Source organism: Rhodococcus coprophilus NBRC 100603 (genome assembly GCF_001895045.1).
In the GTDB taxonomy this organism is placed as follows: domain Bacteria; phylum Actinomycetota; class Actinomycetes; order Mycobacteriales; family Mycobacteriaceae; genus Rhodococcus; species Rhodococcus coprophilus.
The window spans coordinates 724,017-746,743 of the sequence record NZ_BDAM01000001.1; the positions used below are offsets into that span (position 1 = coordinate 724,017).

The 22,727-nt window shown below is 66.4% G+C and carries 21 protein-coding genes; 18 read left to right on the top strand and 3 right to left on the bottom strand.

Annotated features, from left to right (window positions below; translation table 11 throughout):
* The first annotated feature begins 65 nt into the window (after positions 1-65).
* The 18 genes from RDCOP1_RS03305 (at position 66) to RDCOP1_RS03390 (ending at position 20,284) form a co-directional block, all read left to right on the top strand.
* The gene (locus RDCOP1_RS03305) at positions 66-869 is read left to right on the top strand and encodes a FadR/GntR family transcriptional regulator (protein ID WP_072698596.1); all 804 of its coding nucleotides are present in this window, start codon (positions 66-68) and stop codon (positions 867-869) included.
* Positions 870-1,270: 401 nt separating this feature from the next.
* Complete coding sequence (locus RDCOP1_RS03310; protein ID WP_231922960.1) at positions 1,271-2,860, top strand: SMP-30/gluconolactonase/LRE family protein; 1,590 nt, start codon at positions 1,271-1,273, stop codon at positions 2,858-2,860.
* 7 nt (positions 2,861-2,867) lie between these two features.
* The gene (locus tag RDCOP1_RS03315; protein ID WP_072698598.1) at positions 2,868-3,713 is read left to right on the top strand and encodes an SDR family NAD(P)-dependent oxidoreductase; all 846 of its coding nucleotides are present in this window, start codon (positions 2,868-2,870) and stop codon (positions 3,711-3,713) included.
* A gap of 26 nt (positions 3,714-3,739) precedes the next feature.
* Positions 3,740-5,122 carry an aromatic ring-hydroxylating oxygenase subunit alpha gene (locus RDCOP1_RS03320; RefSeq protein WP_072698599.1) on the top strand — a complete coding sequence of 461 codons (1,383 nt, stop codon included), beginning with the start codon at positions 3,740-3,742 and terminating at the stop codon, positions 5,120-5,122.
* A 31-nt stretch (positions 5,123-5,153) separates the two neighbouring features.
* The gene (locus RDCOP1_RS03325) at positions 5,154-6,980 is read left to right on the top strand and encodes a flavin-containing monooxygenase (RefSeq protein ID WP_072698600.1); all 1,827 of its coding nucleotides are present in this window, start codon (positions 5,154-5,156) and stop codon (positions 6,978-6,980) included.
* 45 nt (positions 6,981-7,025) lie between these two features.
* Positions 7,026-7,949: an SDR family NAD(P)-dependent oxidoreductase gene (locus RDCOP1_RS03330; RefSeq protein WP_072698601.1), complete on the top strand. Its 924-nt coding sequence runs from the start codon at positions 7,026-7,028 to the stop codon at positions 7,947-7,949.
* Positions 7,939-9,645: a thiamine pyrophosphate-binding protein gene (locus RDCOP1_RS03335; RefSeq protein WP_072698602.1), complete on the top strand. Its 1,707-nt coding sequence runs from the start codon at positions 7,939-7,941 to the stop codon at positions 9,643-9,645. Before RDCOP1_RS03330 ends, RDCOP1_RS03335 begins: the two co-directional genes overlap by 11 nt.
* Positions 9,646-9,708: 63 nt before the next feature.
* Positions 9,709-11,145, top strand: a complete 1,437-nt coding sequence (locus RDCOP1_RS03340; RefSeq protein ID WP_072698603.1) for an aldehyde dehydrogenase family protein — start codon at positions 9,709-9,711, stop codon at positions 11,143-11,145.
* Entirely contained in the window at positions 11,142-11,690 is a 549-nt protein-coding gene (locus RDCOP1_RS03345; RefSeq protein WP_231922961.1) for a nuclear transport factor 2 family protein, read from the top strand. Before RDCOP1_RS03340 ends, RDCOP1_RS03345 begins: the two co-directional genes overlap by 4 nt.
* A gap of 25 nt (positions 11,691-11,715) precedes the next feature.
* Positions 11,716-12,621 carry an SDR family NAD(P)-dependent oxidoreductase gene (locus RDCOP1_RS03350; protein ID WP_072698604.1) on the top strand — a complete coding sequence of 302 codons (906 nt, stop codon included), beginning with the start codon at positions 11,716-11,718 and terminating at the stop codon, positions 12,619-12,621.
* Complete coding sequence (locus tag RDCOP1_RS03355) at positions 12,618-13,187, top strand: nuclear transport factor 2 family protein (protein ID WP_072698605.1); 570 nt, start codon at positions 12,618-12,620, stop codon at positions 13,185-13,187. Before RDCOP1_RS03350 ends, RDCOP1_RS03355 begins: the two co-directional genes overlap by 4 nt.
* 53 nt (positions 13,188-13,240) lie before the next feature.
* Positions 13,241-14,074, top strand: coding sequence for a TauD/TfdA dioxygenase family protein (locus RDCOP1_RS03360; RefSeq protein ID WP_072698606.1), 834 nt, complete (start codon positions 13,241-13,243; stop codon positions 14,072-14,074).
* Positions 14,071-14,814, top strand: coding sequence for an SDR family NAD(P)-dependent oxidoreductase (locus tag RDCOP1_RS03365; RefSeq protein WP_072698607.1), 744 nt, complete (start codon positions 14,071-14,073; stop codon positions 14,812-14,814). Before RDCOP1_RS03360 ends, RDCOP1_RS03365 begins: the two co-directional genes overlap by 4 nt.
* A gap of 49 nt (positions 14,815-14,863) precedes the next feature.
* Positions 14,864-15,475 (top strand): carboxymuconolactone decarboxylase family protein, encoded by a 612-nt coding sequence (locus RDCOP1_RS03370; protein WP_072698608.1) that lies wholly within the window; start codon positions 14,864-14,866, stop codon positions 15,473-15,475.
* 20 nt (positions 15,476-15,495) lie between these two features.
* On the top strand, positions 15,496-16,728 hold the full coding sequence (locus tag RDCOP1_RS03375) for an ABC transporter substrate-binding protein (RefSeq protein ID WP_072698609.1): 1,233 nt from the start codon (positions 15,496-15,498) through the stop codon (positions 16,726-16,728).
* Positions 16,729-16,781: 53 nt separating this feature from the next.
* Positions 16,782-18,788 (top strand): ABC transporter permease, encoded by a 2,007-nt coding sequence (locus RDCOP1_RS03380; RefSeq protein ID WP_072698610.1) that lies wholly within the window; start codon positions 16,782-16,784, stop codon positions 18,786-18,788.
* Positions 18,778-19,551: an ABC transporter ATP-binding protein gene (locus RDCOP1_RS03385; RefSeq protein WP_072698611.1), complete on the top strand. Its 774-nt coding sequence runs from the start codon at positions 18,778-18,780 to the stop codon at positions 19,549-19,551. The genes RDCOP1_RS03380 and RDCOP1_RS03385 overlap by 11 nt, the downstream gene beginning before the upstream one ends.
* Positions 19,544-20,284 (top strand): ABC transporter ATP-binding protein, encoded by a 741-nt coding sequence (locus tag RDCOP1_RS03390; protein ID WP_072698612.1) that lies wholly within the window; start codon positions 19,544-19,546, stop codon positions 20,282-20,284. The genes RDCOP1_RS03385 and RDCOP1_RS03390 overlap by 8 nt, the downstream gene beginning before the upstream one ends.
* A gap of 6 nt (positions 20,285-20,290) precedes the next feature.
* Here RDCOP1_RS03390 and RDCOP1_RS03395 read toward each other — a convergent pair whose 3' ends face one another.
* The 3 genes from RDCOP1_RS03395 to RDCOP1_RS03405 form a co-directional block, all read right to left on the bottom strand.
* A complete protein-coding gene (locus tag RDCOP1_RS03395; protein WP_072698885.1) occupies positions 20,291-20,614 on the bottom strand; it encodes a hypothetical protein in 324 nt (107 codons plus the stop codon).
* Between the two features lie 100 nt (positions 20,615-20,714).
* Entirely contained in the window at positions 20,715-21,824 is a 1,110-nt protein-coding gene (gene rlmN / locus RDCOP1_RS03400) for a dual-specificity RNA methyltransferase RlmN (RefSeq protein ID WP_072698613.1), read from the bottom strand.
* 203 nt (positions 21,825-22,027) lie between these two features.
* Positions 22,028-22,726 (bottom strand): class I SAM-dependent methyltransferase, encoded by a 699-nt coding sequence (locus RDCOP1_RS03405; protein WP_072698886.1) that lies wholly within the window; start codon positions 22,724-22,726, stop codon positions 22,028-22,030.
* Position 22,727 lies beyond the last annotated feature (1 nt).

The following is a 22,727-nucleotide window of genomic DNA, read 5'->3' on the forward strand; positions in this document are numbered from 1 at the left end:
GCAATACTTGGTAGAAAAGACAGCCTGTCGCTAGACTGACGTTCCATGTATGGAAGGCGCTTTTCGTGACGAGCCCGCGGCGCGGCCGGGTACCCCAACGCCGCATCGCCGAGACCGTTGCCGCCGAACTGCGTGATCACATCCTGTCCGACGACAACTACCGCTTGCCGACGCAGGATCAGTTGGTCAAGGACTTCGGTGTCAGCTACCCCTCGATCCGGGAAGCACTTCGCATCCTGGAAACCGAAGGGCTCGTCACCGTACGCCGGGGCAACGTCGGCGGGGCCGAAGTGCATCGCCCCGACGAGTTCTCCGCCGCTTACCATCTCGGCCTCTCACTCCAGGGCGCCCGAGTCACCCTGCGCGACCTCGCAGCCGGACTGCAGATGCTCGAACCGATGTGTGCGGCCGAATGCGCGCGGCGTGAGGATCGGCTCGAGGTGGTCGTACCTGTCCTCGAGGCCGCCATCGAGAGCTCGGCACAGGTCGTGGGAGATGGCGTCGCATTCACCCAGACTGCCCGCGAATTCCACGACCTCGTCGTCTCCTTCACTCCCAATGTGACGATCCGCTACGCCGTGAGCAGTTACGTCGCACTGTGGTCCGCTCAGGAGGAGGCCTGGGCAGAGGCCCTCACCCGGCGCGGCGAGTACCCCGCAGAAGAGGACGCGAACGAAGCGGTGCGCGCCCACCAGCGGATTCTCGGAGAGATTGCCGCCGGCCGCGCCGACGAGGCGGAACGACTCGCACGCATCCATCTCGCCGCGACCCAGACCCTCGTCCTCGAACGCTTCGGCGACAGCGTGGTCAACGCGTCGGCCGCACTGGAGCGCAACGCGATCCGCGCCGGGCGACGTTCGCGAATGTAGAGCTCACACACCCCCGCCCGGGGCTGATCCCCGGCACGACTTCCAGAACGGCCGGGTACGGCGCTTCGACGCCCTCACCCGGCCGTTCTGCTGTGCGTGATCGGCCGTGCGCGCGCCGCGAAACGGCGCCACCCCGACCGCCCCTTCTCTGCGCACCGACGAGAATTGCATTCTCGTGTTCGTTCGCCATGCGTACCTCTATCCTTGCAAGGATAACAATACTTGTAACGCTGTTCTGTTCGTGGTTAACTGCGAAACACAGCGGGGAGTGGCTTACGTCACTACTTTCACACGGATTCTGCATCACGGTCCGTATCGACGAGCCACTCCCGCGCCCATGACCGCAGAACAATGTTCTTTTTTTGTGCGGAACAACGTTCTCTTACAGGAGGGGACCCACCTTGACGCAAGGGTCGCGCTACACAGGTTCACCGGCCAGCCTCGCCGAAGGATGGAGTCTCGAGAGGATCACCCCTCCCAGCAGACTGTTCGGCGCCAACGGAATCCGCGCCGGCGCAGACGGACGTATCTACGTCGCCCAGGTGGCCGGCAGCCAGATCAGCGCCTTCGACCCCGCCACCGGGGACATCGAGACGATCAGCGCCATGGGCAGCACCATCACCGCGCCCGACGACCTGGCCTTCCACCCGGACGGCGAGCTCTACATCACCGAGTACTACGACGGCCGCGTCAGCGTGCGCGGCACCGACGGGTCCACGCGCCTGCTGCGCGACGACCTCCCCGGTGCGAACGGCATCACGTTCCACCAGGGCCGGCTGTTCGTCGACGAGTGCCGCCCCGACGGCCGCCTGATGGAGATCGACCTCAACGGCGGAGCACCGAAAGTCCTGGCGGAAGGGCTCCAGCTTCCGAATGCTCTCGAAGTCGGTCCGGACGGCAAGCTGTACTACCCGATGCTCGGCACCAACGACATCTGGCGTATCGATCCCGACGGTGGTGAACCCGAGCGTGTAGCCGGCGACCTCGGCGTGCCCGTCGCGCTGAAATTCGACGCCGAGGGCTTCATCATCTCGCCCCAGGTCGCATCGGGACAGGTGCTGCGCATCAACCCCCGCAACGGTGAGAGCACCGTGATCGCCGACATCGGCTCGGGCCTGGACAATCTCACCTTCGTCGGCGACCGCCTGTTCGTGTCGAGCTTCACCGGGCAGATCACCGAGGTGCTCGGGGGCGGCGAGACGAAGACCGCCCTGGCCGACGGCCTGACCTGGCCGCTGGACCTGACGGTGGGATCGGACGGCACGCTGTTCGTCGCAGACGGCACCTTCCTGCTCGCACTCGGCGCCGACGGCGAACTGCACACCGCCGGAATGCTCTTCCACCCCGGGTGGCCCGGTTACATCCGCGGCGTAACGGCCGTCGGGGACGGCGAATTCATCGTCGCCGGCGACACTCACGTCTCCCGTTACCGTCCCTCCACCGCCGAGAGCGAGACGCTGTTCGGCGGACTCTCCCAGGCCTACGGCGTGGCGGTCTCCGGAAACGGCACCGTGGCGGTAGCGGACCTCGGCACCGGCAAGGTGCACACCGTTCGATCCGGACAGTCCGAAGTGGTCGCGTCCGGACTTCAGGACCCGACGGGCGTGGCATTCACCGCGGACGGAAGCCTTCTCGTCTCCGAAGCCGGGGCGGGACGCGTCGTCTCCGTCACGAGCGGTGGCGTCGACACGCTCGTCGACGGGCTCGAACGACCGCAGGGAATCCTCGTGCGCGACGGAAAGCTCTACATCGTCGACGCCGGGTCGAAGCAGTTGATCAGTGTGGACCTGGAGACCAAGGCTCAGCAGATCATCGCCCGGCACCTGCCGGTCGGCGCGCCCGAGGGCGTGACGCCCAAACCCCTCAAGGGCATCGTTCCGTTCGCCGGCCCTCAGGGACCGTTCGCCGGAATCGCCGCCGGCCCCGACGGAACGCTGTACATCTCCGCCGACGCCGAGGGCAGCATCCTCGCGATCCGTGAACAGAGCTGAGCACCCGATGGACAACAACTTCCTCGATCTCAGCGGACGCACAGTCATCGTGTCCGGGGCAGCAGGCGGTGGCATCGGCACGTCGGTGACCAGAATGGTCGCCCAGGCCGGCGCGACGGTCGTCGCGGTGAGCCGATCCGAGGAGAACCTCGGCAAACACATCGAACCAATGATGGCGGAAGGGCTTTCAGTGGTTCCGGTCGCGGCGGACGCCTCCACGGACGAGGGGATCGCCGTCACCCTGGAGGCTGCACGCCGGACGGACGGCGACCTGTACGGACTGGTCAACGTCGCCGGTGGCGCCGCGCCGGCCACGTGGATGCCGGCGACCCGCGTCACGCGGGAGGATTGGCGAGCCCTGTTCACCCAGAACCTCGAGACGATGTTCTTCATGAGCCAGGCGGTGGCCGCCGAACTGAAGTCGCAGTCGCTGCCCGGCTCGATCGTCTCCATCTCGTCGATCAGCGGCATGAACACCGCGCCGTTCCACGTCGGATACGGAACTGCAAAGGCCGCACTCGTCGCGGCAACCCGCACGATGGCCGTCGAGCTCGCCACCGACAACATCCGCGTGAACGCCATCGCACCCGGGGTCACCGCGACCCCGGCCTCCGGCACCTACGTCGACGACGACGTCGAGCGCGACCGTCGTGCCATCGCCATGGGCCGCCGTGGCAGACCCGAGGAGCAGGCGGGGGCAATTCTCTTCCTGTTGTCCGAACTGTCGAGCTACATCACGGGGCAGACGATCCTCGTGGACGGCGGACTGAACCTCAAGTGGACCCACATGGGCGCCGACCACACCTCGCTGTTCCTCAAGGACGACACCTTCCGCGCCGCCATCACCCGCTGACACAGCACGGTTTCAGAGGAGATCCCATGACCGACACTGTCGACAACATCGAAGACACCGCTACCGCGTCCACCGAACCGCTTTCGACCCCGCTCACGATCGGTGTGGAGGCATACACCTCCCGCGAATACGCACGCGCCGAGGGCGACAAGCTCTGGGCGAAGGTGTGGCAACAGGTCGGCCGCGTCGAGGAACTCACCAAGGTCGGGGACTTCCTCACCTACGAGATTCTCGACGACTCGATCATCGTCGTGCGTACTTCCCCCGAGACGATCCGCGCGTATCACAACGTCTGTTCGCACCGGGGCCGCCGGCTCGTCGACACCCCGGCCGGTGCCCGCGAAGCACACGGGTGCGCGAAGCAGTTCGTGTGCGGTTTCCACGGATGGCGCTACGACCTCGACGGCAACAACACTTTTGCGCCGGAGCGGGACGACTGGCAGGAAAGCCTGACGGCGGAGCGTTCCCGCCTCGTGGACGTCAAGGTCGACACCTGGGGTGGCTGGATCTGGATCAACATGGACCCGGAATCCGAGCCCCTGCGGGATTACCTCGAGCCGGCGGCTTCCCTGCTCGACCACTTCCAGCTCGAGAACATGCGGTACCGCTGGCGCAAGTGGCTGGTCTTCGACTGCAACTGGAAGGTCGCGCTCGAGGCCTTCATGGAGACCTACCACGTGCCGTACACCCACCCGGAGTTCATGAACTTCGGCAACTTCCTCGGGTGGTCGCGAGCACAGGGCAAGCACAGCAACATCGGTTACGACGCGCCGAAGGGCATGGAGGAGAACCAGGCGAAGCTCCGGGTCGGAAACGGTCCGGACGCGCGCAAGGCCACCATCCAGTTGCAGAACTTCACGTGGGAGAACGCGAACACCAACACCACCCGGACTCTGGTCGACGCCGCACAGCGGCTGATCGACGAGCTGCCCGAGGGCACGCCTCCCGATCAGGTGCTGCGCCACTGGCTCGATTCGGCCCGCCGCGACGACGAGGCACGCGGCGTGGTGTGGCCGACCGTTCCGCCCGAAGTGGTCGCCCAGAGCGGTACCGCGTGGCAGATCTTCCCGAACTTCCAGATCGGGCATGCCCTCAACAACATGCTCTGCTACAGCGCCCGTCCCTACGGCGAAGACCCCGACAAGTGCATCTTCGAAGCCGCTGTGTACGAACTCTTCCCCGCCGGTGAGGAGCCGAAGACGGAATGGGAGTACACCCCGGCGGACGACCCGGGCTGGCGCACGGTGCTTCCGCAGGACTTCCACAACATGGCCGCCGTTCAAAAGGGCATGAAGACCCGCGGATTCTCCGGCCCCAAGCCGAATCCGTACCGCGAACGCAGCGTCGTCAATCTCCATCACAATCTCGCCACCTACATGGGTACGGGCGCTCCGCGCGACCTCGCCTGACCCGACTCCCCCCTAGCCCGAGGATCTCCGCATGCAGAACTGCGCCCCCACCCAGACACCCGACGTCGACATCCCCGCCCTCAGAGAGAAGTACCTCGCCGAGCGCGACAAGCGACTTCGCCCCGAGGGCCAGAAACAATACCTCGAAGCCGACAACGAGTTCGCGGAGTTCTACGAGGGCGATCCCCACATGCCGGTCGTGCCACGGCAACCGATCACCGACGACATCGAGGTGGTCATCCTCGGTGGTGGGTTCTGCGGTCTCATCGCGGCACATCGTCTTCAGCAGGCCGGCGTCACCGACTTCCGCATCGTCGAACTGGGCGGCGACTTCGGTGGTGTCTGGTACTGGAATCGCTACCCCGGCATCCAGATCGACTCGGATGCCTATTGCTATCTCCCCCTGCTCGAGGAAACCGGCTACATGCCGAAGGAGAAGTACTCGAAGGGCGACGAATGCTTCGAACACGCCCAGCGCATCGGTAAGCACTTCGGCCTGTACGACAACGCGATCTTCCATACGCTGATCCGCTCCCTGGAGTGGGACGACGAGATCGATCGCTGGCAGATCCGCACGAACCGGGGCGACGAGATCCGCGCTCGCTTCGTCGTGATGGCACAAGGCCCCTACAACCGCCCGAAGCTTCCGGGCATCCCCGGGATCACCGACTTCAAGGGCCACACCTTCCACACAGCCCGCTGGGATTACGACTACACCGGTGGCGACCTGCACGGCGGGCTCGACAAGATCGCCGACAAGAAGATCGCCATCATCGGCACGGGTTCGAGTGGCGTCCAGGCGATCCCGCATCTGGCGCAGGGTGCGAAGCACCTGACCGTCTTCCAGCGGACACCGTCGTACATCTTCGAGCGCGCCAACTACCCGACCGATCCGGAGTGGGTGGAAAGCCTCGAGCCGGGCTGGCGCGCGGCTCGGCAGCGCAACTTCCACAACGCCGCGTTCGCGTTCTACAACCCGGGCGAGCCCGACCTCATCTGCGACGGCTGGACCGAGGTGGCCCGCAACATGGCGGCCAAGCTCAACGAGACCAACGGCTGGGCCGCGCTGGCGGATCCGGCGAAGTTCATGGAACTGAAGGAAATCGAGGACTACCGGTCGATGGAGCGCCTCCGTCGCCGGGTCGACGAGATCGTCGAGGATCCCGAGACGGCGGAAAAGCTGAAGCCGTACTACCGCAACATGTGCAAGCGCCCGGTCTTCAACGACGAGTACCTTCCGACCTTCAACCGCCCGAACGTCACCCTCGTCGACGTCTCCGGGACGAAGGGTGTCGAACGGATCACCGAGAAGGGCATCATCGTCGACGGTGTCGAGCACGAGTTCGACTGCATCGTGTTCGCCAGCGGTTTCGAGATCACCACTGCGCTCGAGCGCCAATTCGACATCGCGCCGTTCGCAGGCCGCGAAGGCACTTCCCTCTACGACCACTGGGGTAAGGGTTTCCGCACCCTGCACGGCATCATGGCGCACGGGTTCCCGAACCACTTCGCGACCGGATTCGTCCAGGGCGGTGTCACCGCGTCGACCACCCTCATGTTCGAGCAGCAGGCCGACCACATCGCCTACATCATCAAGGAAGCGCAGACCCGCGGCGCCACCGTCGTCGAGCCCACGGCCGAGGCGGAGGAGGACTGGATCCAGACCGTCCGGACGTACTCGGTGGACAACAGCACCTTCACGACGGAATGCACTCCCGGCTACTACAACAGCGAAGGTGAGCCGAGCGGCCGTTCGTTCCTCGGCGATCCCTTCTGGGGCGGCTTCTACGAACTCACGGAGCTCCTCGAAAACTGGCGTAGCACAGGGAAACTGGAGGGCCTGGTGCTCGAGAAATGACACGTGCACCCCACCCCCACATCGCGACGGCGCGAGGAGTGTCCGATGTCTGACCTGCGGTTCGACGGCCGCGTCGCCGTGATCACCGGCGCCGGCCGCGGGTTGGGGCGCGACTATGCGCTCCTGCTCGCATCCCTGGGTGCCAAGGTCGTCGTCGACGACCCGGGCGCCGCCATCAGCGGAGACAATGTGGACTCCGGTCCCGCCGAGGAAGTGGTCCGGGAGATCCGGGCGGCCGGTGGCGAGGCCGTCGCCTGTACCGAATCCGTCGCGACTGCCGAAGGCGGCCGGGCGATCGTCCAGGCAGCCCTGGACAACTACGGGCGTATCGACATCCTCGTCCACAACGCGGGTAACAATCGCTACGCGTCGCTGTCGGAGATGTCGTACGAGGACTTCGACGCGGTCCTCGACGTTCACCTGCGCGGGGCGTTCCACGTCGTCCGTCCGGCATTCCCCCTCATGTGCGAAGCCGGATACGGACGGATCGTGCTGACCTCGTCGATCGGCGGCATCTACGGCAACGCGAACGTCGCCAACTACGCGGCGTCGAAAGCCGGGATGATCGGGCTGTCCAACGTGGCCGCGATCGAAGGCGCGGAGCACGGCGTGAAGTCCAACGTCATCATCCCGGCGGCCCTGACGAGGCTCGCCGACGGGCTCGACACCTCGTCGTACCCCCCGATGGGACCGGAACTCGCCGCACCGGTCGTCGGGTGGCTCGCCCACGAGTCCTGCTCGGTCACCGGCGAAATGTTCGCCGCGATCGCCGGACGGGTGGCGAAGGTGTTCGTCGCCGAAACCCCCGGCGTGTACCGGCCGTCCTGGTCGATCGACGAGGTCGCGGACAACATCGACGCCATCCGGAACACGGACGATCCGTGGATTCTGCCGGCCGTCTCCGGTCACGTCGACCACATCACCAAAAGCTTTGCGATAGCCATGGAGGGCAGTACGCATGTCGGTTAAGGTTTACGAGCGCATTTTGGATCTCTTCGAAGCCGAGGGCATCAACACCCTGTTCGGCATTCCCGATCCGAACTTCGTTCATCTGTTCCATCTCGCGGAGGAGCGCGGCTGGAACGTCGTTGCGCCCCACCACGAAGAGTCCGCCGGCTTCATGGCCGAAGCCGTCTCCCGTATGACGGGCAAGGCCGCGTTGTGCATCGGCACGCTCGGGCCGGGACTCGCGAACCTCGCCGGCGCCATCATGTGCGCCAAGGTCGAGAACTCCCCCGTCATCTTCCTCGGCGGGCAGCGGGCGCGGATCACCGAGCAGCGTGTCCGGCGCGGACGCATCCAGTTCGTGCAGCAGATGGCACTGGTCGAGAACTCCGTGAAGTACAGCGCGAGCATCGAATACGCCGAGCAGACGGACGAGATCATCCGCGAGGGTCTGCGCAAAGCCCTCTCCGGCACCCCCGGTCCCGTGTACATCGAGTACCCGCAGCACGTCATCCAGGAAGAACTCGACGTTCCTCCGGTCCTCCCGCCCGAGGCCTACCGCCTCGTCGGGCAGACCGCCGGCGCGGACCTCGTCGCCAAGGCTGCCGAATTGATCGGTGCTGCACAGCAACCCGTTCTCCTCGTCGGTCACGGTGTCCACACCTCACGCGCGGGCGCGTCGGTGAAGGCACTCGCAGACCTGATGGCCTGCCCGGTGATCCAGACCTCCGGCGGCACCTCCTACATCGAAGGACTCGAGGACCGGACCTTCCCGTACGGCTTCTCTGCCGCCGCGATCGACGCGGTCGTCAAGTCCGACCTGTGCCTGGCCATCGGCACCGAACTCGGTGAGCCGGTGCACTTCGGTCGCGGACGGCACTGGGTCGCGAATGAAGCGAACCGTCATTGGATCCTCGTCGAACAGGACCCCTCGGCCATCGGAGTGAACCGTCCGATCGATGTTCCGCTGGTCGGCGACCTGCGAGCGATCGTGCCCCAGCTCGTCGACGCGCTGAAGGACACCCCGAGGACCCCGTCGCCTGAACTCGAGGGATGGATCAAGCAGGACGCCGATCAGCTGGCGGAGCTCGCGGAGACGGCACCGTCCGGCATGTCCCCCGTGCACCCGGCCCGCCTGATCGTCGAGGCCACCAAGGCGTTCCCGGAAGACGGCATCATGGTCCGTGACGGCGGCGCCACCACCATCTTCGGCTGGACGTACTCACAGGCGAAGCCGCACGACGTGATGTGGAACCAGAACTTCGGCCATCTCGGCACGGGTCTCCCCTACGCCGTGGGTGCGGGGGTCGCCGCCGGAGGCAAGCGGCCGATGATGCTCATCACCGGCGACTCGTCGTTCCAGTTCCACATCGCCGAACTGGAAACGGCTGCGCGCCTCGGTCTCCCGCTGGTCTGCGTCGTCGCGGTCGACTACGCATGGGGCCTGGAAGTCGGTGTCTACAAGCGCACCTACGGTCAGGGATCGCTCGAAACCGGCGTCCATTGGAGCAAGGACACCCGCTTCGACAAGGTCGCCGAAGGGTTCGGATGCTACGGCGAGTACGTCGAGCGCGACGAAGACATCGCGCCCGCGATCAAACGCGCCTACGCCAGCGGCAAGCCGGGCGTCATCCACGTCGCCGTCGACCCCAAGGCCAACTCGGAGGAAATGCCCAGCTACGACGAGTTCCGTACCTGGTACGCCGAAGGTCAGCAGTGACAGCGCCTTTCCGGAGTCCGGCAGTGACATCCGGGTCGAACAACACGAGAGAATCGGGCAAACATGCGTGAGTACCGGAAGTTCTATATCGACGGGCAGTGGACCGATCCTGCGCAGTCGGAGACCTTCGAGGTCGTCAACCCGGCCACCGAGGAGGTAGCGGGGATCGTGGCGCTCGGCTCCGCCGCGGACGTCGACAAAGCGGTCGGAGCCGCCCGGCGCGCCTTTCCCGGTTGGTCCGGGACGAGCCGCGAGCAGCGACTGGGCGTGCTCCGCAACATCCTCGACCTCTACCAGCAGCGGATGGGCGATCTCGCGTCCGCACTGACCGAGGAGATGGGCGCTCCGAAGGCGCTGGCGGGTGGCTTCCAGGTGAACCTGGGACTCGGGCACCTGACCACCGCGATCGACGTACTCGAGCACTTCACGTTCGAGGAACAGCGTGGCGGCACCCTCATCGCGAAAGAGCCCATCGGCGTCTGCGGCCTGATCACGCCGTGGAACTGGCCGCTCAACCAGATCGCGGTGAAGGTGTTCCCCGCCTTGGCCACCGGCTGCACCATGGTGCTCAAGCCGTCGGAGCAGTCGCCCTTCAGCGCACAGGTCTTCGCGGAGATCCTGCACGAAGCGGGTGTCCCCGCGGGCGTGTTCAACCTGGTCCAGGGTGACGGCGCCGGCGTCGGCCGGGCCATCTCCGGCCATCCCGATATCGACATGGTGTCCTTCACCGGTTCGACGCGCGCCGGAGCCGACATCGCCGCCGCCGCGGCGGTCGGCGTCAAGCGCGTGACGCAGGAACTCGGCGGCAAGGGCCCGAACGTCATTCTCGACGACGCCGACTTCGCCGCGAATGTCGGAGCGGGCGTCGCCACCATGATGGTCAACTCGGGCCAGACCTGCAGCGCCGGGTCGCGCATGCTCGTTCCCGGCGAACGCATGGCAGAGGCCATCGACATCGCGGCGCAGACGCTGTCGCAGATCACCGTGGGCGACCCCGAGGGCGATTTCTCGATCGGGCCGGTGGTGTCCAAGGCGCAGTTCGACAAGATCCAGTCGCTGATCCAGAAGGGCATCGACGAGGGCGCGACTCTCGTCGGCGGCGGTGTCGGGCGCCCGGACGGACTGGCCGTCGGGTACTACGTGCAGCCCACCGTGTTCGCGGACGTCAAGAACGACATGACGATCGCACGCGAAGAGATCTTCGGGCCGGTCCTCACGATCCTCGGCTACGACAGCATCGATCACGCCGTCGACATCGCCAACGACACCGAGTACGGTCTCGCCGCATTCGTGGCCGGTGCGGACCTCGAGCAGGCCCGCAGCGTCGCGCGTCGAATCCGCGCAGGCAACATCACCATCAACGGCGCATTCGACTTCGGCGCCCCGTTCGGCGGTTACAAGAAGAGCGGGAACGGGCGCGAGTGGGGCGAATTCGGCTTTCACGACTACCTGGAGATCAAGGCCGTGATCGGCTACGCGGCCGAGGACGGCGCGGAGTGAGCGAAGACCCCGACCTCGGCATGCTTCTCGCACACCATCGAGTCCGTGCGTGCGTCGTCGGGCTCGCGCGCGGCGAGGACCGCCGGGACGGTGAGTCCGTCCGCGCCGCCTTCTGGCCGGACGCGACCGTGGATTTCGGCATCTTCGCGGGGTCGTTCGACGAGTACTTCGCATGGGTCGTCCCGGGCTCGCCCGCCGTTCTGGTGACACAGCATCTGCTCGGTCAGACCCACATCGAGCCGGCAGGTGATGCGTTGCTCGCCGAAACGCATGTCGTCGCCTACCACCGCGTCGACATGGGCACCGAAGAACGCGACACCGTCCTCGGCGGCCGCTACCTCGATCGATTCGAGCAGCGCGACGGGCAGTGGCGGATCGCGGAACGCACGATGCTCTACGACTGGTTCCGCGACGACGGCGTCTCGGTCGACTGGTCGCAGGGCGTCATGGGCACGCCGTTCAGCGACGACCGGTTCACAGGCAAGGCCGCCGGAGATCACAGCGAAGCGTTCTTCGCCGCCGGCGACCTCGCCACACGCAAGTAACCCGCTACAGCGGTAAGGAGTTCGAATGGGTGCGTTGTCGGGCAAGGTCGCTGTGGTCACCGGCGCCAGCCGCGGTATCGGCAAGGGGATCGCGCTGGCACTGGCGGAACAGGGCGCCACCGTCTATGTCAGTGGCCGCACGAATACGCCCGGCACGCATCCACTCCCCGGCACCATCGGGGAGACCGCGTCCGAGTGTGATCGCCGTGGCGGCCGGGGCGTCGCCGTCCAGGTGGACCACGCGGACGACGATCAGGTTGCTTCCCTCTTCGAGCGTGTCGGCAACGAACAGGGCCGCCTCGACATCCTCGTCAACAATGCGTTCTCGCTTCCCGACGACCTGACGGACCCTGATCCCTTCTGGGAGAAACCGTTGTCGAACTGGGAGATGGTGGATGTAGGGGTGCGGTCGAACTTCGTGGCCGCCCGGCACGCCGCGAAACTGATGGTTCCGCGAAGGTCCGGGCTCATCGTGGCGGTGTCCGGCTATACCGGCGTGGCCTACACCTACGGCGTCGTCTTCGGGACGGCCAAGTCCGCGGTGGACCGCATGGCGCGCGACATGGCAGTCGAGCTGCAGCCATACAACGTGGCGTCGGTCTCGCTCTGGCAGGGCTTGACCTTCACCGAACGCGCGGAACGGAACCTCGCCGGCATACCCGGCCTGACAACCGGTTCGGCCACACGCCCGGAAAACGGCTGCTCACCGGAGTTTCCCGGGCTGGTCATCACGGCCCTCGCGAACGACCCGGCAGTCATGAGCCGTTCGGGCGGCACCTTCATCACCGCCGAACTGGCACAGCACTACGGAATCAAAGACCTCGACGGCAGAGAAATTCCGTCACTACGAGCGACGCGCGGCGAACCCATCTGGTCGCCGATCGAAGCGGTTGAATCCCACTCCTCTCGAATGCAACGGAGCGCACCATGACCACGCCGGTGACATCACTTTCCGCAGACAGGATTGCCAAGCTCGAGGCCGTTCTCGATCGCCAGGAAATCCTCGATACGCTGACCCGATTCAGCCGGGCCATGGATCGCTTCGACCGCGACCTCTTTCTCTCCGCCTTCCACACCGACGCGACCATCGCGGCGGGCAGCTTCGTCGGCGGACCGGTGGAGCTCTACGACTGGTCGACCGCCATGCATGAGCAGGGCCAGAAGGCCACCCACCACAATCTGCTGAATCACACGTGCGATATCGACGGCGACACCGCACACACCGAGACCTACTACCTGTTCGCCGCCCGGAACCTCGACGACAGCAACTGGATTGCCGGCGGACGGTACATCGACCGGCTGGAACGCCGCGACGGCCAGTGGCGTATCGCTCTGCGCACCAACGCGATCGAGTGGTCGGGAATGGTTCCGTCGATGGAGATCCCGTTCGCCGACGTGCCCGGTATCCATGACAACGGCGCACCGTCCCGCAGCACGAGCGACCCTTCGTACACCCGCCCGCTGACCAACGTCCGGGAACCGAACATCCCGAGCTGACAGCAGGATCCGAACCTGCCCGCGAACCCATGATCACAAGCGAGGAATGACGGATGCGCACACTCACCATAGAAAAGCTGAGCGAGAATGTCGGGGCCGAGATCCTCGACGTCGACGTCGATCGACTGCTCCACGACGAGGACCTGCCCGGAGCATGCCTGGACGCGCTCGAGCAGTACGGCGTCCTGTTGTTCCGCGAACTGCACGCCGACGACGACGCGCAAGTGGAGTTCGGCCGCAAGCTCGGCCCCCTGCGCGCATTCCCCCATCTACCTCCGGCCGCGGAGGAAGTCATGGAAATTAGCTTCGATCCCGCCAACGGGAACGCGGAGTACCTCGCTGCCAACGTCTTCTGGCATATCGACGGCCTGACCGACGAGGTCGCCTCGAAAGCGTCGATGCTGAGCGCGCGAGTCCTTCCCGGCGAAGGCGGCGAGACCGAGTTCGCCAGCACGTACGCCGCGTACGACGCGCTCTCCGACGACGAGAAGGAGCGATTGGCCGGTCTTCACGCCGTCTACACCTTCGAAGCCATCCAGCGCCGGTCGTATCCGAATCCGACACAGGAACAGCTGGACGAGTGGTCGTCGCGGACTCCGAGGGAGCACCCCTTGGTCTGGGAACACGATTCGGGACGGCGCTCGCTCGTGATCGGTGCATTCGCATCGCACATCGTGGGGATGGACTTCGATGAGGGGCGGGCGTTGCTCGAGGATCTCGAACGACGGGCAACGACTCCGGATCGGGTGTATCGACACACCTGGTCGGTCGGTGACCTGGTGGTCTGGGACAACCACGGCCTGCTGCACCGGGCGTGCGCCTTCGACCGGTCGCAGCCGCGCGTGATGCACCGCTCGACCATCGCCGGAAGGGAGCCGATCAAATGAGCGACCGCATCGCGATAGTGACCGGCGGAGGTTCCGGTATCGGCCGGGCCATCGGCCTGCGTCTCGCGTCCGACGGGAACATGGTGGCAATTTTCGATCTCGACGGCGACGCTGCAGCCGCCACGGCCGACACGATCGTCGAGGCCGGAGGAAAAGCACTCGGTGTGCAGGTCGATGTCACCGACCGAGCGAACATCGACGCCGGTGTCGCGGAGGTGCGCTCCAATCTGGGCCGGCCCACCATTCTCGTGAACAACGCCGGGCTCTCCCTCGACTCTCCTTTCCTCGACATCACCGCGGAGTTGTGGCAGAAGTCCCTGGCGGTCAACCTCACCGGCACATTCGACTGCTGCCAGGCCGTGCTTCCCGACATGCTAGAGGAAGGCTGGGGCCGCATCGTCAACATCTCGTCCTCGAGTTTCCACAGCGGCTCCCCCGGTCTTGCGGGCTACGTGTCCGCCAAGTCGGGTGTCGTCGGACTGACCAAGGTGCTGGCCCTGGAATTCGGCAAGCACGGTGTCACCGTCAACACGATTCCGCCCGGCTTCATCGACACACCCATGTTGCGCCGAACGGTCGAGAAGGGATTCGTCGACCTCGATCAGCAAACCGCGAAGACGCCGGTCGGGCGGATCGGGCAGCCCGAGGACATTGCCGCGACCTGCGCGTTCCTCGTCCGCGAGGAGGCCGGCTACATCACCGGCCAGGTCATCGGCGTCAACGGCGGACGCAATACCTGATCGGGCTCTGCCGAGCACTCATCTTCCCGAAGAAAGGACACCGAGCACGATGGTCCGGATTTCTCCTGCCCCCCAAGAGGATTGGACGGAGGAGATCGCAGCGTACGTCACCGGGTTCCGTTCGGCCGTCGCGAGCAGCGCGCCCGAAGAAGACCGGCAACCGGGAACCAATCTGCTCGGCACGCTGGCCCGCCACCCGTCGCTGGCAATGGCGTTTCTGAGCTTCAACCGGCATTTGCTGGCGCAGTCCACGCTGTCGATCCGGCAGCGGGAACTGATGGTTCTCCGAGTCGCCACACTCCGCCACTCCGACTACGAATGGGCCCAGCACGTCATCCTCGCGGATCGTGCCGGCATCACGGCCGACGAGATCACCCGCATCGCCGAAGGTCCCGCAGCGCCGGGCTGGTCCGACATCGACCGCGCACTGTTGGCGGCCACCGACGAACTGATCGGTGAGGGCGCGGTGTCCGGCGAGACGTGGGGTGTGCTCTCCGGCGAGTTCGGGGAGCAGCAACTGATGGACATCGTGTTCACGGTCGGGTGTTACGCGATGCTGGCGACCGCGTTGCGCTCGTTCGAGGTGCAGCCCGAACCCGGCCTGGTGCCGTACCTCCCCGAACACACACTCGCCGCCCGATCTCTCACATCCCGCGACTGATTCGAGAAAGTGGCCCACCAATGAAGAAGCTCCACATCGGTGCGATCGCAGCAGTGGCCGCACTCACCGTGTCGGCGTGCGGATCGAGCGGCGGCGACGCGTCCGGAGACGCCGCCGCACCCACCGGCGCCCCCATCGTCATCGGCGCGCAGGCACCCATCAAAGGTGCAACCGCGTACCCGCAGACCGCGTACGGACTCGAAGCCGGCGTCCACTACGTGAACGAGGTGCTCGGAGGCATCAACGGCCGCCCACTCGAAGTGGATGTGTGCGGTGGTGACGGCAGTCCCGAAACGTCCATCAACTGTGCCAACGGCTTCGTCTCGAAGAATGTGCCGCTCGTGATCGACGCGGTGGATCAGAGCATGGGGGCCGCGGTACCGATCCTCGGTTCGGCGGGCATCCCCATCATCGGAACGCTCGCCGGATCGTTCGTCGCCGATGCCGCCGAATACGGGCAGGCGTTCTACTTCACCGGCCCGGTGTCGTTCGCGGCGCTCGCCAGCATGTCGGCGCTCGACACCATGGGGAAGACGACAGCGTCGCTCGCGGTCAACGAATCCCCCACCTCCCATGCCTACGTCGACGATCTGATCATGCCGATTGCCGACGGGATGGGGATCGATGTCAGCGTGCAGTACCCCCCGGCATCGGGCGCGAATCTGAATGTCGTTGCCGCGACACAGCTTGCGGACAACCCCGACATGGCCGGTGTGATCGCTCTACCGGAAGACGGCTGCACCAGCCTGTTCCAGGCCTTGCGCCGGCAAGGCTACGAGGACACCATCCTCGCGGGGTCGTGTTCCCAGTTCATCGACGAGATGGGGACCGACGCCGCCGGTATCGTCACACAGCCGCGGTTGTGGGTGCCGCTGGCCAAGGAGTCGGCGCCCGCCGAGGTGCAGGAACAACTCGACATCTTCGCCGACGCGATGGACGCGGTCGGTTACGGGAACGAACTGTCGTCGCGGTCGATCTACACGTTCGCCGCGATCGTCAACATCGCCCAGATCCTGTCCGACCACGGCGGAGAGATCACCGCGGGCACGGTCACGGACGCGTTCAAGGCAGTGAAGGACTTCCCGTCGTTCGCAGGACCCACGGTGACGTGCGACGGGCAGCAATGGCCCGGGGTCGCCACCACCTGCAACGCGCAGGCCATCTTCTTCGAGGTGCAGGAGGACGGGACTCTCCGCTCGGTGGACGAGAACGGATACATCGACCTCGATCCGTCACTGATGCCCGCGTCCTGACGATCACGACATGACGACCGAGACATGACGACCGAGACGCGCCGGAGTACACCATGAGCACCTACCTGCAGTTCATCGTCCTGGGGTTCGGCCTCGCAGCGGTGTACATCGGGCTGTCGGGCGGCCTCCTGCTCGTCTACCGGTCGACCGGCATCATCAACTTCGCCCAGGGCGCGACCGCGATGTGGGGCGCGTACGTCTTCGCGCAGTTGCGCCGCGACGGAACACTGGTTCTGCCGATCGGAAGCCTGGAGTTCGACGAGAAACCGTCCACCCCGGTGGCGCTGGCCATCGGGCTGCTCATGGCACTGCTCCTCGGCCTTCTCACGCACTACCTGGTGTTCCGGCCCGTCCGGCGCGCACCGGCACTCGCGCAGGTGGTCGTCTCGGTCGCACTGATGCTCACCATCCAGGCGCTGGTGGTGCTTCGGTTCGGCCCGAACAACATTCCGATCGAGGCGATCGTCCCGGACGGCTCCCTCGACGTCTTCGGCACCACCGTCTCGTCCGCCGAGTTGGTGATGGCGGGGATTATGGTGGCGCTCTCCGCACTGATCTGGGCATACTTCCGCTTCACGCGGGCCGGTGCGGCTACCCGGGCGGCCGCCGAGAACGAGCGGGGCGCGACGCTCATGGGATTCTCGGCGGACCGCCTCGCCGCACTCGCGATGGTGATGGCGTCGTTCGTCAGCACGATGGGTGTCGTCCTGGGCGCGAGCTTGACCGGGTTGAATCCTCTCAATTACTCGCTGCTCGTGGTGCCCGCTCTCGCGGTGCTCCTCGTCGCCCGGATGGAGTCCGTCGCGACGATCGTGATCGCCTCGCTCGCCCTGGGAGCATTCCAATCGGTGCTCAACCTGCTCACCGGTGAGAACTGGTGGCCGGTGTGGGCGCAATCCGGCGTCGACCAGGTTGTGCCGTTCCTCGTGATCATCGTGATCCTCTTCGCGTTCGGCGGACGGATACCGTCCCGCGGTTCGCTCCAGACGGTCAAACTGCCCGATGTGCGGATTCCGCGCTTCCGGCCGATCCCCGCCGCCGTCGTGGTCGTCGCGACCGGGGTCCTGCTGGCGGTCACCTCCGGCACGTACCGTTTCGGGTTGACCTATTCGATCATCCTGATGCTCCTGGCCCTGTCGTACGTGGTGATCACCGGTTACCTCGGCCAGATCTCGTTGGCGCAGGCGGCATTCGCCGGAGCGGCAGGATTCATGCTGTCGAAGGTGACCACCGGCTGGGGTCTACCGTTCCCGGTAGCACTGGTGTTCTGCTCGCTCGTCGCGGCGGGGCTGGGAATGCTGGTCGCGCTGCCCGCCTTCAGAATCCGGGGCGCGCAACTCGCGATCGTCACCATCGCGGCCGCCCTGGCCATCGAGCGGTTCGTCTTCAACAACTACAGCCTGACCCCTCCGTCGGGAAATCCCATCGCCAACCCCACGCTGTTCGGACTGAATCTCGGTGTGCGCGAGGGCAGCGACATCGCGCGTCTGTCGTTCTCCCTCACCGTCCTGGTCGTCGCAGCCCTGGTCGTCTGGGGATTCATCCGGCTCGCATCCGGCGACACGGGCCGGACGTTTCTGGCAGTACGCGCCAATGAGCGCGCCGCCGCCGCGAGCGGCATCAACGTGCGGCTGACCAAGCTCGTCGGGTTCGGTCTCTCCGCCTTCATCGCCGGTGTCGCCGGGTGCCTCATCGGGTACAGCGCAGGCCAGCTGTCGGCAGAGTCCTTCACGGTCTTCGTGGGATTGCAGGTGCTTGCGGTCGCGTACCTGGGCGGCATCACCTCGGTCGGCGGCGCGATGATCGCCGGCGTGATCGGGCCACTGGGGATCGTCTACGTGTTGCTGCACAACGTGTTCGATTTCGGTGACTACTACGCCCTGATCTCCGGACTGGCGCTGATCGCCACCGCGATCGTCAATCCCGTCGGGGTGGCGGGAGAAGCATCCCGGATCGCCGATCTGGTCCGCTCCCGCCGATCGCGACCACCGGCCCCACCCGGGATCGACTCCGCCCCGAACGCCGACGACAGAAAGGTTGCGGTGAGTGATGCCGGATGAGAAACCGGCGCGGCTGTCCGCGCGTAACGTGACCGTGGCCTACGGAGGCGTCGTCGCCAACGACGACGTGTCGCTGACGGTCGGCTCCGGGGAGATCGTCGGACTGATCGGGCCGAACGGTGCCGGCAAGACCACGTTCGTCGACGCAGTCACGGGCTTCACCGAGTACTCCGGCGAGATCACACTCGGCGACACACGGCTCGACGGACGTGCTCCGCATCTGCGCAGACGCGCCGGACTGTCCCGCACATGGCAATCCGGTGAGCTCTTCGGCAATCTCACGGTCGCGCAGAATGTCGTCGCGGCGCTGCGTCCCGGCGGACCGGCGACGCTGTGGCGGGATCTGTTCGGCCGCCGGAAGACCGGCACGGACGAACTCGTGGCCTCGACGCTGCATGCCGTGGGACTCGGCGATCTCGGGGAGACGACGGCGCGCGATCTCACCCTCGGACAACAGAAACTCGTCGGCGTCGCACGTGCACTCGTCGGGAACTGCCGCCTGTTGCTGCTCGACGAGCCTGCCGCGGGCCTCGACAGCCAGGAGAGCCTCGACTTCGCCGAGCGCATCCGCGCCGTGGCGCGCGGCGGTCCGGGAGTGCTGCTCATCGACCACGACATGTCGCTGATTCTCGGTGTGTGCGACCGCATCTACGTCATGGAGTTCGGGAAGGTGATCTTCTCGGGCACACCGGAAGAGGCGAGAAAGGATCCTGCTGTGATCGCTGCGTATCTCGGCACACCGATGGAGACCACTCATGGCTGACGTGGTGCTCACCGCCGAATCCATGACGTCCGGTTACAACGGCGTCGCCGCGGTCTCCGACGTGAACCTGACCGTCTCCGCCGGTGAGGTCGTCTCGATCCTCGGATCCAACGGCGCGGGCAAAACGACGACTCTGCTGACACTCGCGGGACTGCTTCCGGCGATGGGCGGGCAGGTCACCGCCCTCGGTGCCCCGGTCGACCACCGCAGGCCCTACCGGATGGCGCGGCGCGGTATCCGGCTCGTTCCCGACGACCGCGGACTCTTCTCCACCATGACGGTGCGCGACCACTTCCGGCTCGCCCGCAGTACAGCCGACCGTGCCCGGGAAGAACTCGTTCTCGACAGGTTTCCGGCTCTTGCCCGATTACAATCGCGCACAGTCGGTCTCCTGTCCGGCGGTGAACAGCAGATGCTCGCGATCGCGGTGGCACTACTCGCGGAACCGCGGATCCTCATGGTCGACGAGATGAGCCTCGGGCTGGCCCCGCTCGTCGTGGAACAGATGCTGCCCGCCATCCGGGATCTCGCTCGCGACGAGAACATCGCCGTCGTGCTGGTCGAGCAGCACGTCGAACTCGCTCTCGCCGTGTCGGACCGCGCGCTCGTGCTCGGGCACGGCCGCGTCGTCCTCGAGGGCAGCGCGGCGGAACTGCTGGCCGACCGGGATCGTCTCGAGGCAGCGTACTTCGGCGCCGCGGACAGCGAGGCGAAGCAGGACCGAGCAGTCTGATCCGGCTCAGTCCGGTGTCGGCCGGGTCGCCACGTCACCGAAGTAGCGGGCGAGGAACAGCGCCGTGGACGTCGCGCCGACAGCCAGCGCGCCGTACTCGCGTGCCGTCCCGGTGAATCCGCGCAGCAGCGCCCCACCGATCGCGACATTGACGGCACCCCAGACGATGTTCTCGGTCGGAGACGAGAGTCCTACGCCCGGCGGATCCGCGAACGGTGTGGGGAATCGTTCGCCGGTGACACCGCGAACCGAATGCGGAACGGCGTTGATCAGAAACGCTCCGGCCGCCACGCACGCGAGCGTGCCGGCCACACCACGGACATCTACCATCCGGAACCCCCCGGTGACCTGTGCATGCGGCCGATCGTACGGAAGCGGCGGATTCGCACCCGCGACACGATCCCGGTACCGGCCGGCCGCAGCCCCGTTCTCAGCCTTCGGCGGCGAGCTGGCCACACGCCGCGGCAATTTCCTGGCCGCGGGTGTCACGCACCGTGCAGGAGACGCCCTGGGCCTGTACGCGCCGCACGAACTCGCGTTCGACGTGCTTGGGGCTCGCGTCCCACTCGCTACCCGGCGTCGGGTTGAGCGGAATCAGGTTGACGTGCACCAGCGCGCCGAGCGCCTTGTGCAGCTTCTTGCCCAGCAGGTCCGCACGCCACGGCTGGTCGTTCACATCGCGGATCAACGCGTACTCGATGGAGACCCGGCGCCCGGTCTTGTCGGCGTAGTAACGCGCGGCGTCGAGCACCTCCTTCACCGACCAGCGGTTGTTCACGGGTACGAGGGTGTCGCGCAGTTCGTCGTCCGGGGTGTGCAGCGACACGGCGAGCGTCACGCTCAGCCCCTCGTCGGCGAGCTTGCGGATCGCGGGCGCCAACCCGACCGTCGAGACAGTGACCGAGCGCTGGGACAAACCGAGACCGTCGGGTGCCGGCGAGGTGATACGACGGACCGCAGCGACGACCCGCTTGTAGTTCGCGAGCGGTTCGCCCATACCCATGAACACGACGTTGGACAGTCGCCCCGGCCCGCCGGCCACGTCACCGTCGCGAAGCGCGGCCGCGGCCGCACGCACCTGGTCGACGATCTCCGCGGTCGTCAGGTTACGGTCGAGACCGCCCTGGCCGGTCGCGCAGAAGGGGCACGCCATCCCGCATCCGGCCTGGCTCGAGATGCAGAGTGTCGCGCGGTCGGGGTAGCGCATCAGCACACTTTCGAGGAGTGTGCCGTCGTGGGCGCGCCACAGCGTCTTGCGGGTCTCGCCCTTGTCGCAGGCGATGTGCTTGACCGCAGTGAGCAGAGGCGGGAACAGGGCCGTGCCCACCGTGTCCCGCACCGTGGCGGGCAGGTCGGTCATCTTGGCCGGGTCCGCTTCGAGTCGCCCGTAGTACTGGCGAGCGAGTTGGTCGGCGCGAAACGCCGGCAGACCCAGCTCACGCACCGCCTCACGTCGCTGCTCGGAATCGAGGTCGGCGAGGTGTCGCGGCGGCATGCCGCGCTTGGGTGCGTCGAATACCAGGGGCAGAGATGAAGCCATAATGATCCATTCTCCCATGAAACCGGAGCGGGCCGGACTCGCCGTTGCTGTGATGCTCGCCTACCGGCGGGGGGACGGCCGTATGTCGACGCGGCGTCGAGTCCAGCGACGAGGACGCCGGATGGGCACGCCGGGGTGATCACCGAACTCGCGAGGGCGTTCCACGTCGGCGTGTCGCACTGACGAGCACGACGCGGTCCGGCTCAGCGTATTTCGACGCCTACCGGTTTGCGGCGGACGTGGAGGCGATAGCGCACGGTCAGTGTCGTGCCGGGTGTTTCCCTGATCGCCCGGGATGCCACCTCCGGGCCGAATTCGATACCCAGCACGCGTTCGAGGGCCGCACGGTCCGGAAACGCCCATTCCGTGTCGACGCGTCGCAGGTCGAATCCCTGGGCGCGGAAGAACGCTTCGACGGCCGGAGGGTCGTAGTGCGGGAGGTCGGCGCGCATCCACTCTCCGTACGGATGGGCGGTCGCGTCGAGATCGACGACGGCGAGCGCTCCCCCGGGCCGCAGCACCCGCATGGCCTCGAGGATTCCGGCCCCGCATCCGGGGCCGAAGAAGTAGGCGGTGCGGGCGTGAACGAGGTCGGTGGAGCCGTCCGGCAACGGCAGAGACGCGGCGGATCCTCGCAGAACCCGGACGGTCGACAGATCCTCGACCCGGCGCCGTGCCGCCGCCACGAGCGGCGGGTGGGGTTCCACACCGGTCACCGTGCGCGCCGCACGGGCGAACATCGGCAGATGGTAGCCGCTGCCGCATCCCACGTCGACGACATCACGGCCGGTCCAGTCGACCGACTCCCGCAGCGCCGCATAAACGGCGCCGCGGGTGTCCTGGGCCCGGTTCTCCTCTTCGTAGACCGCGGGCCAGTGCCAGATGTTGGGGCTCGCTATCACG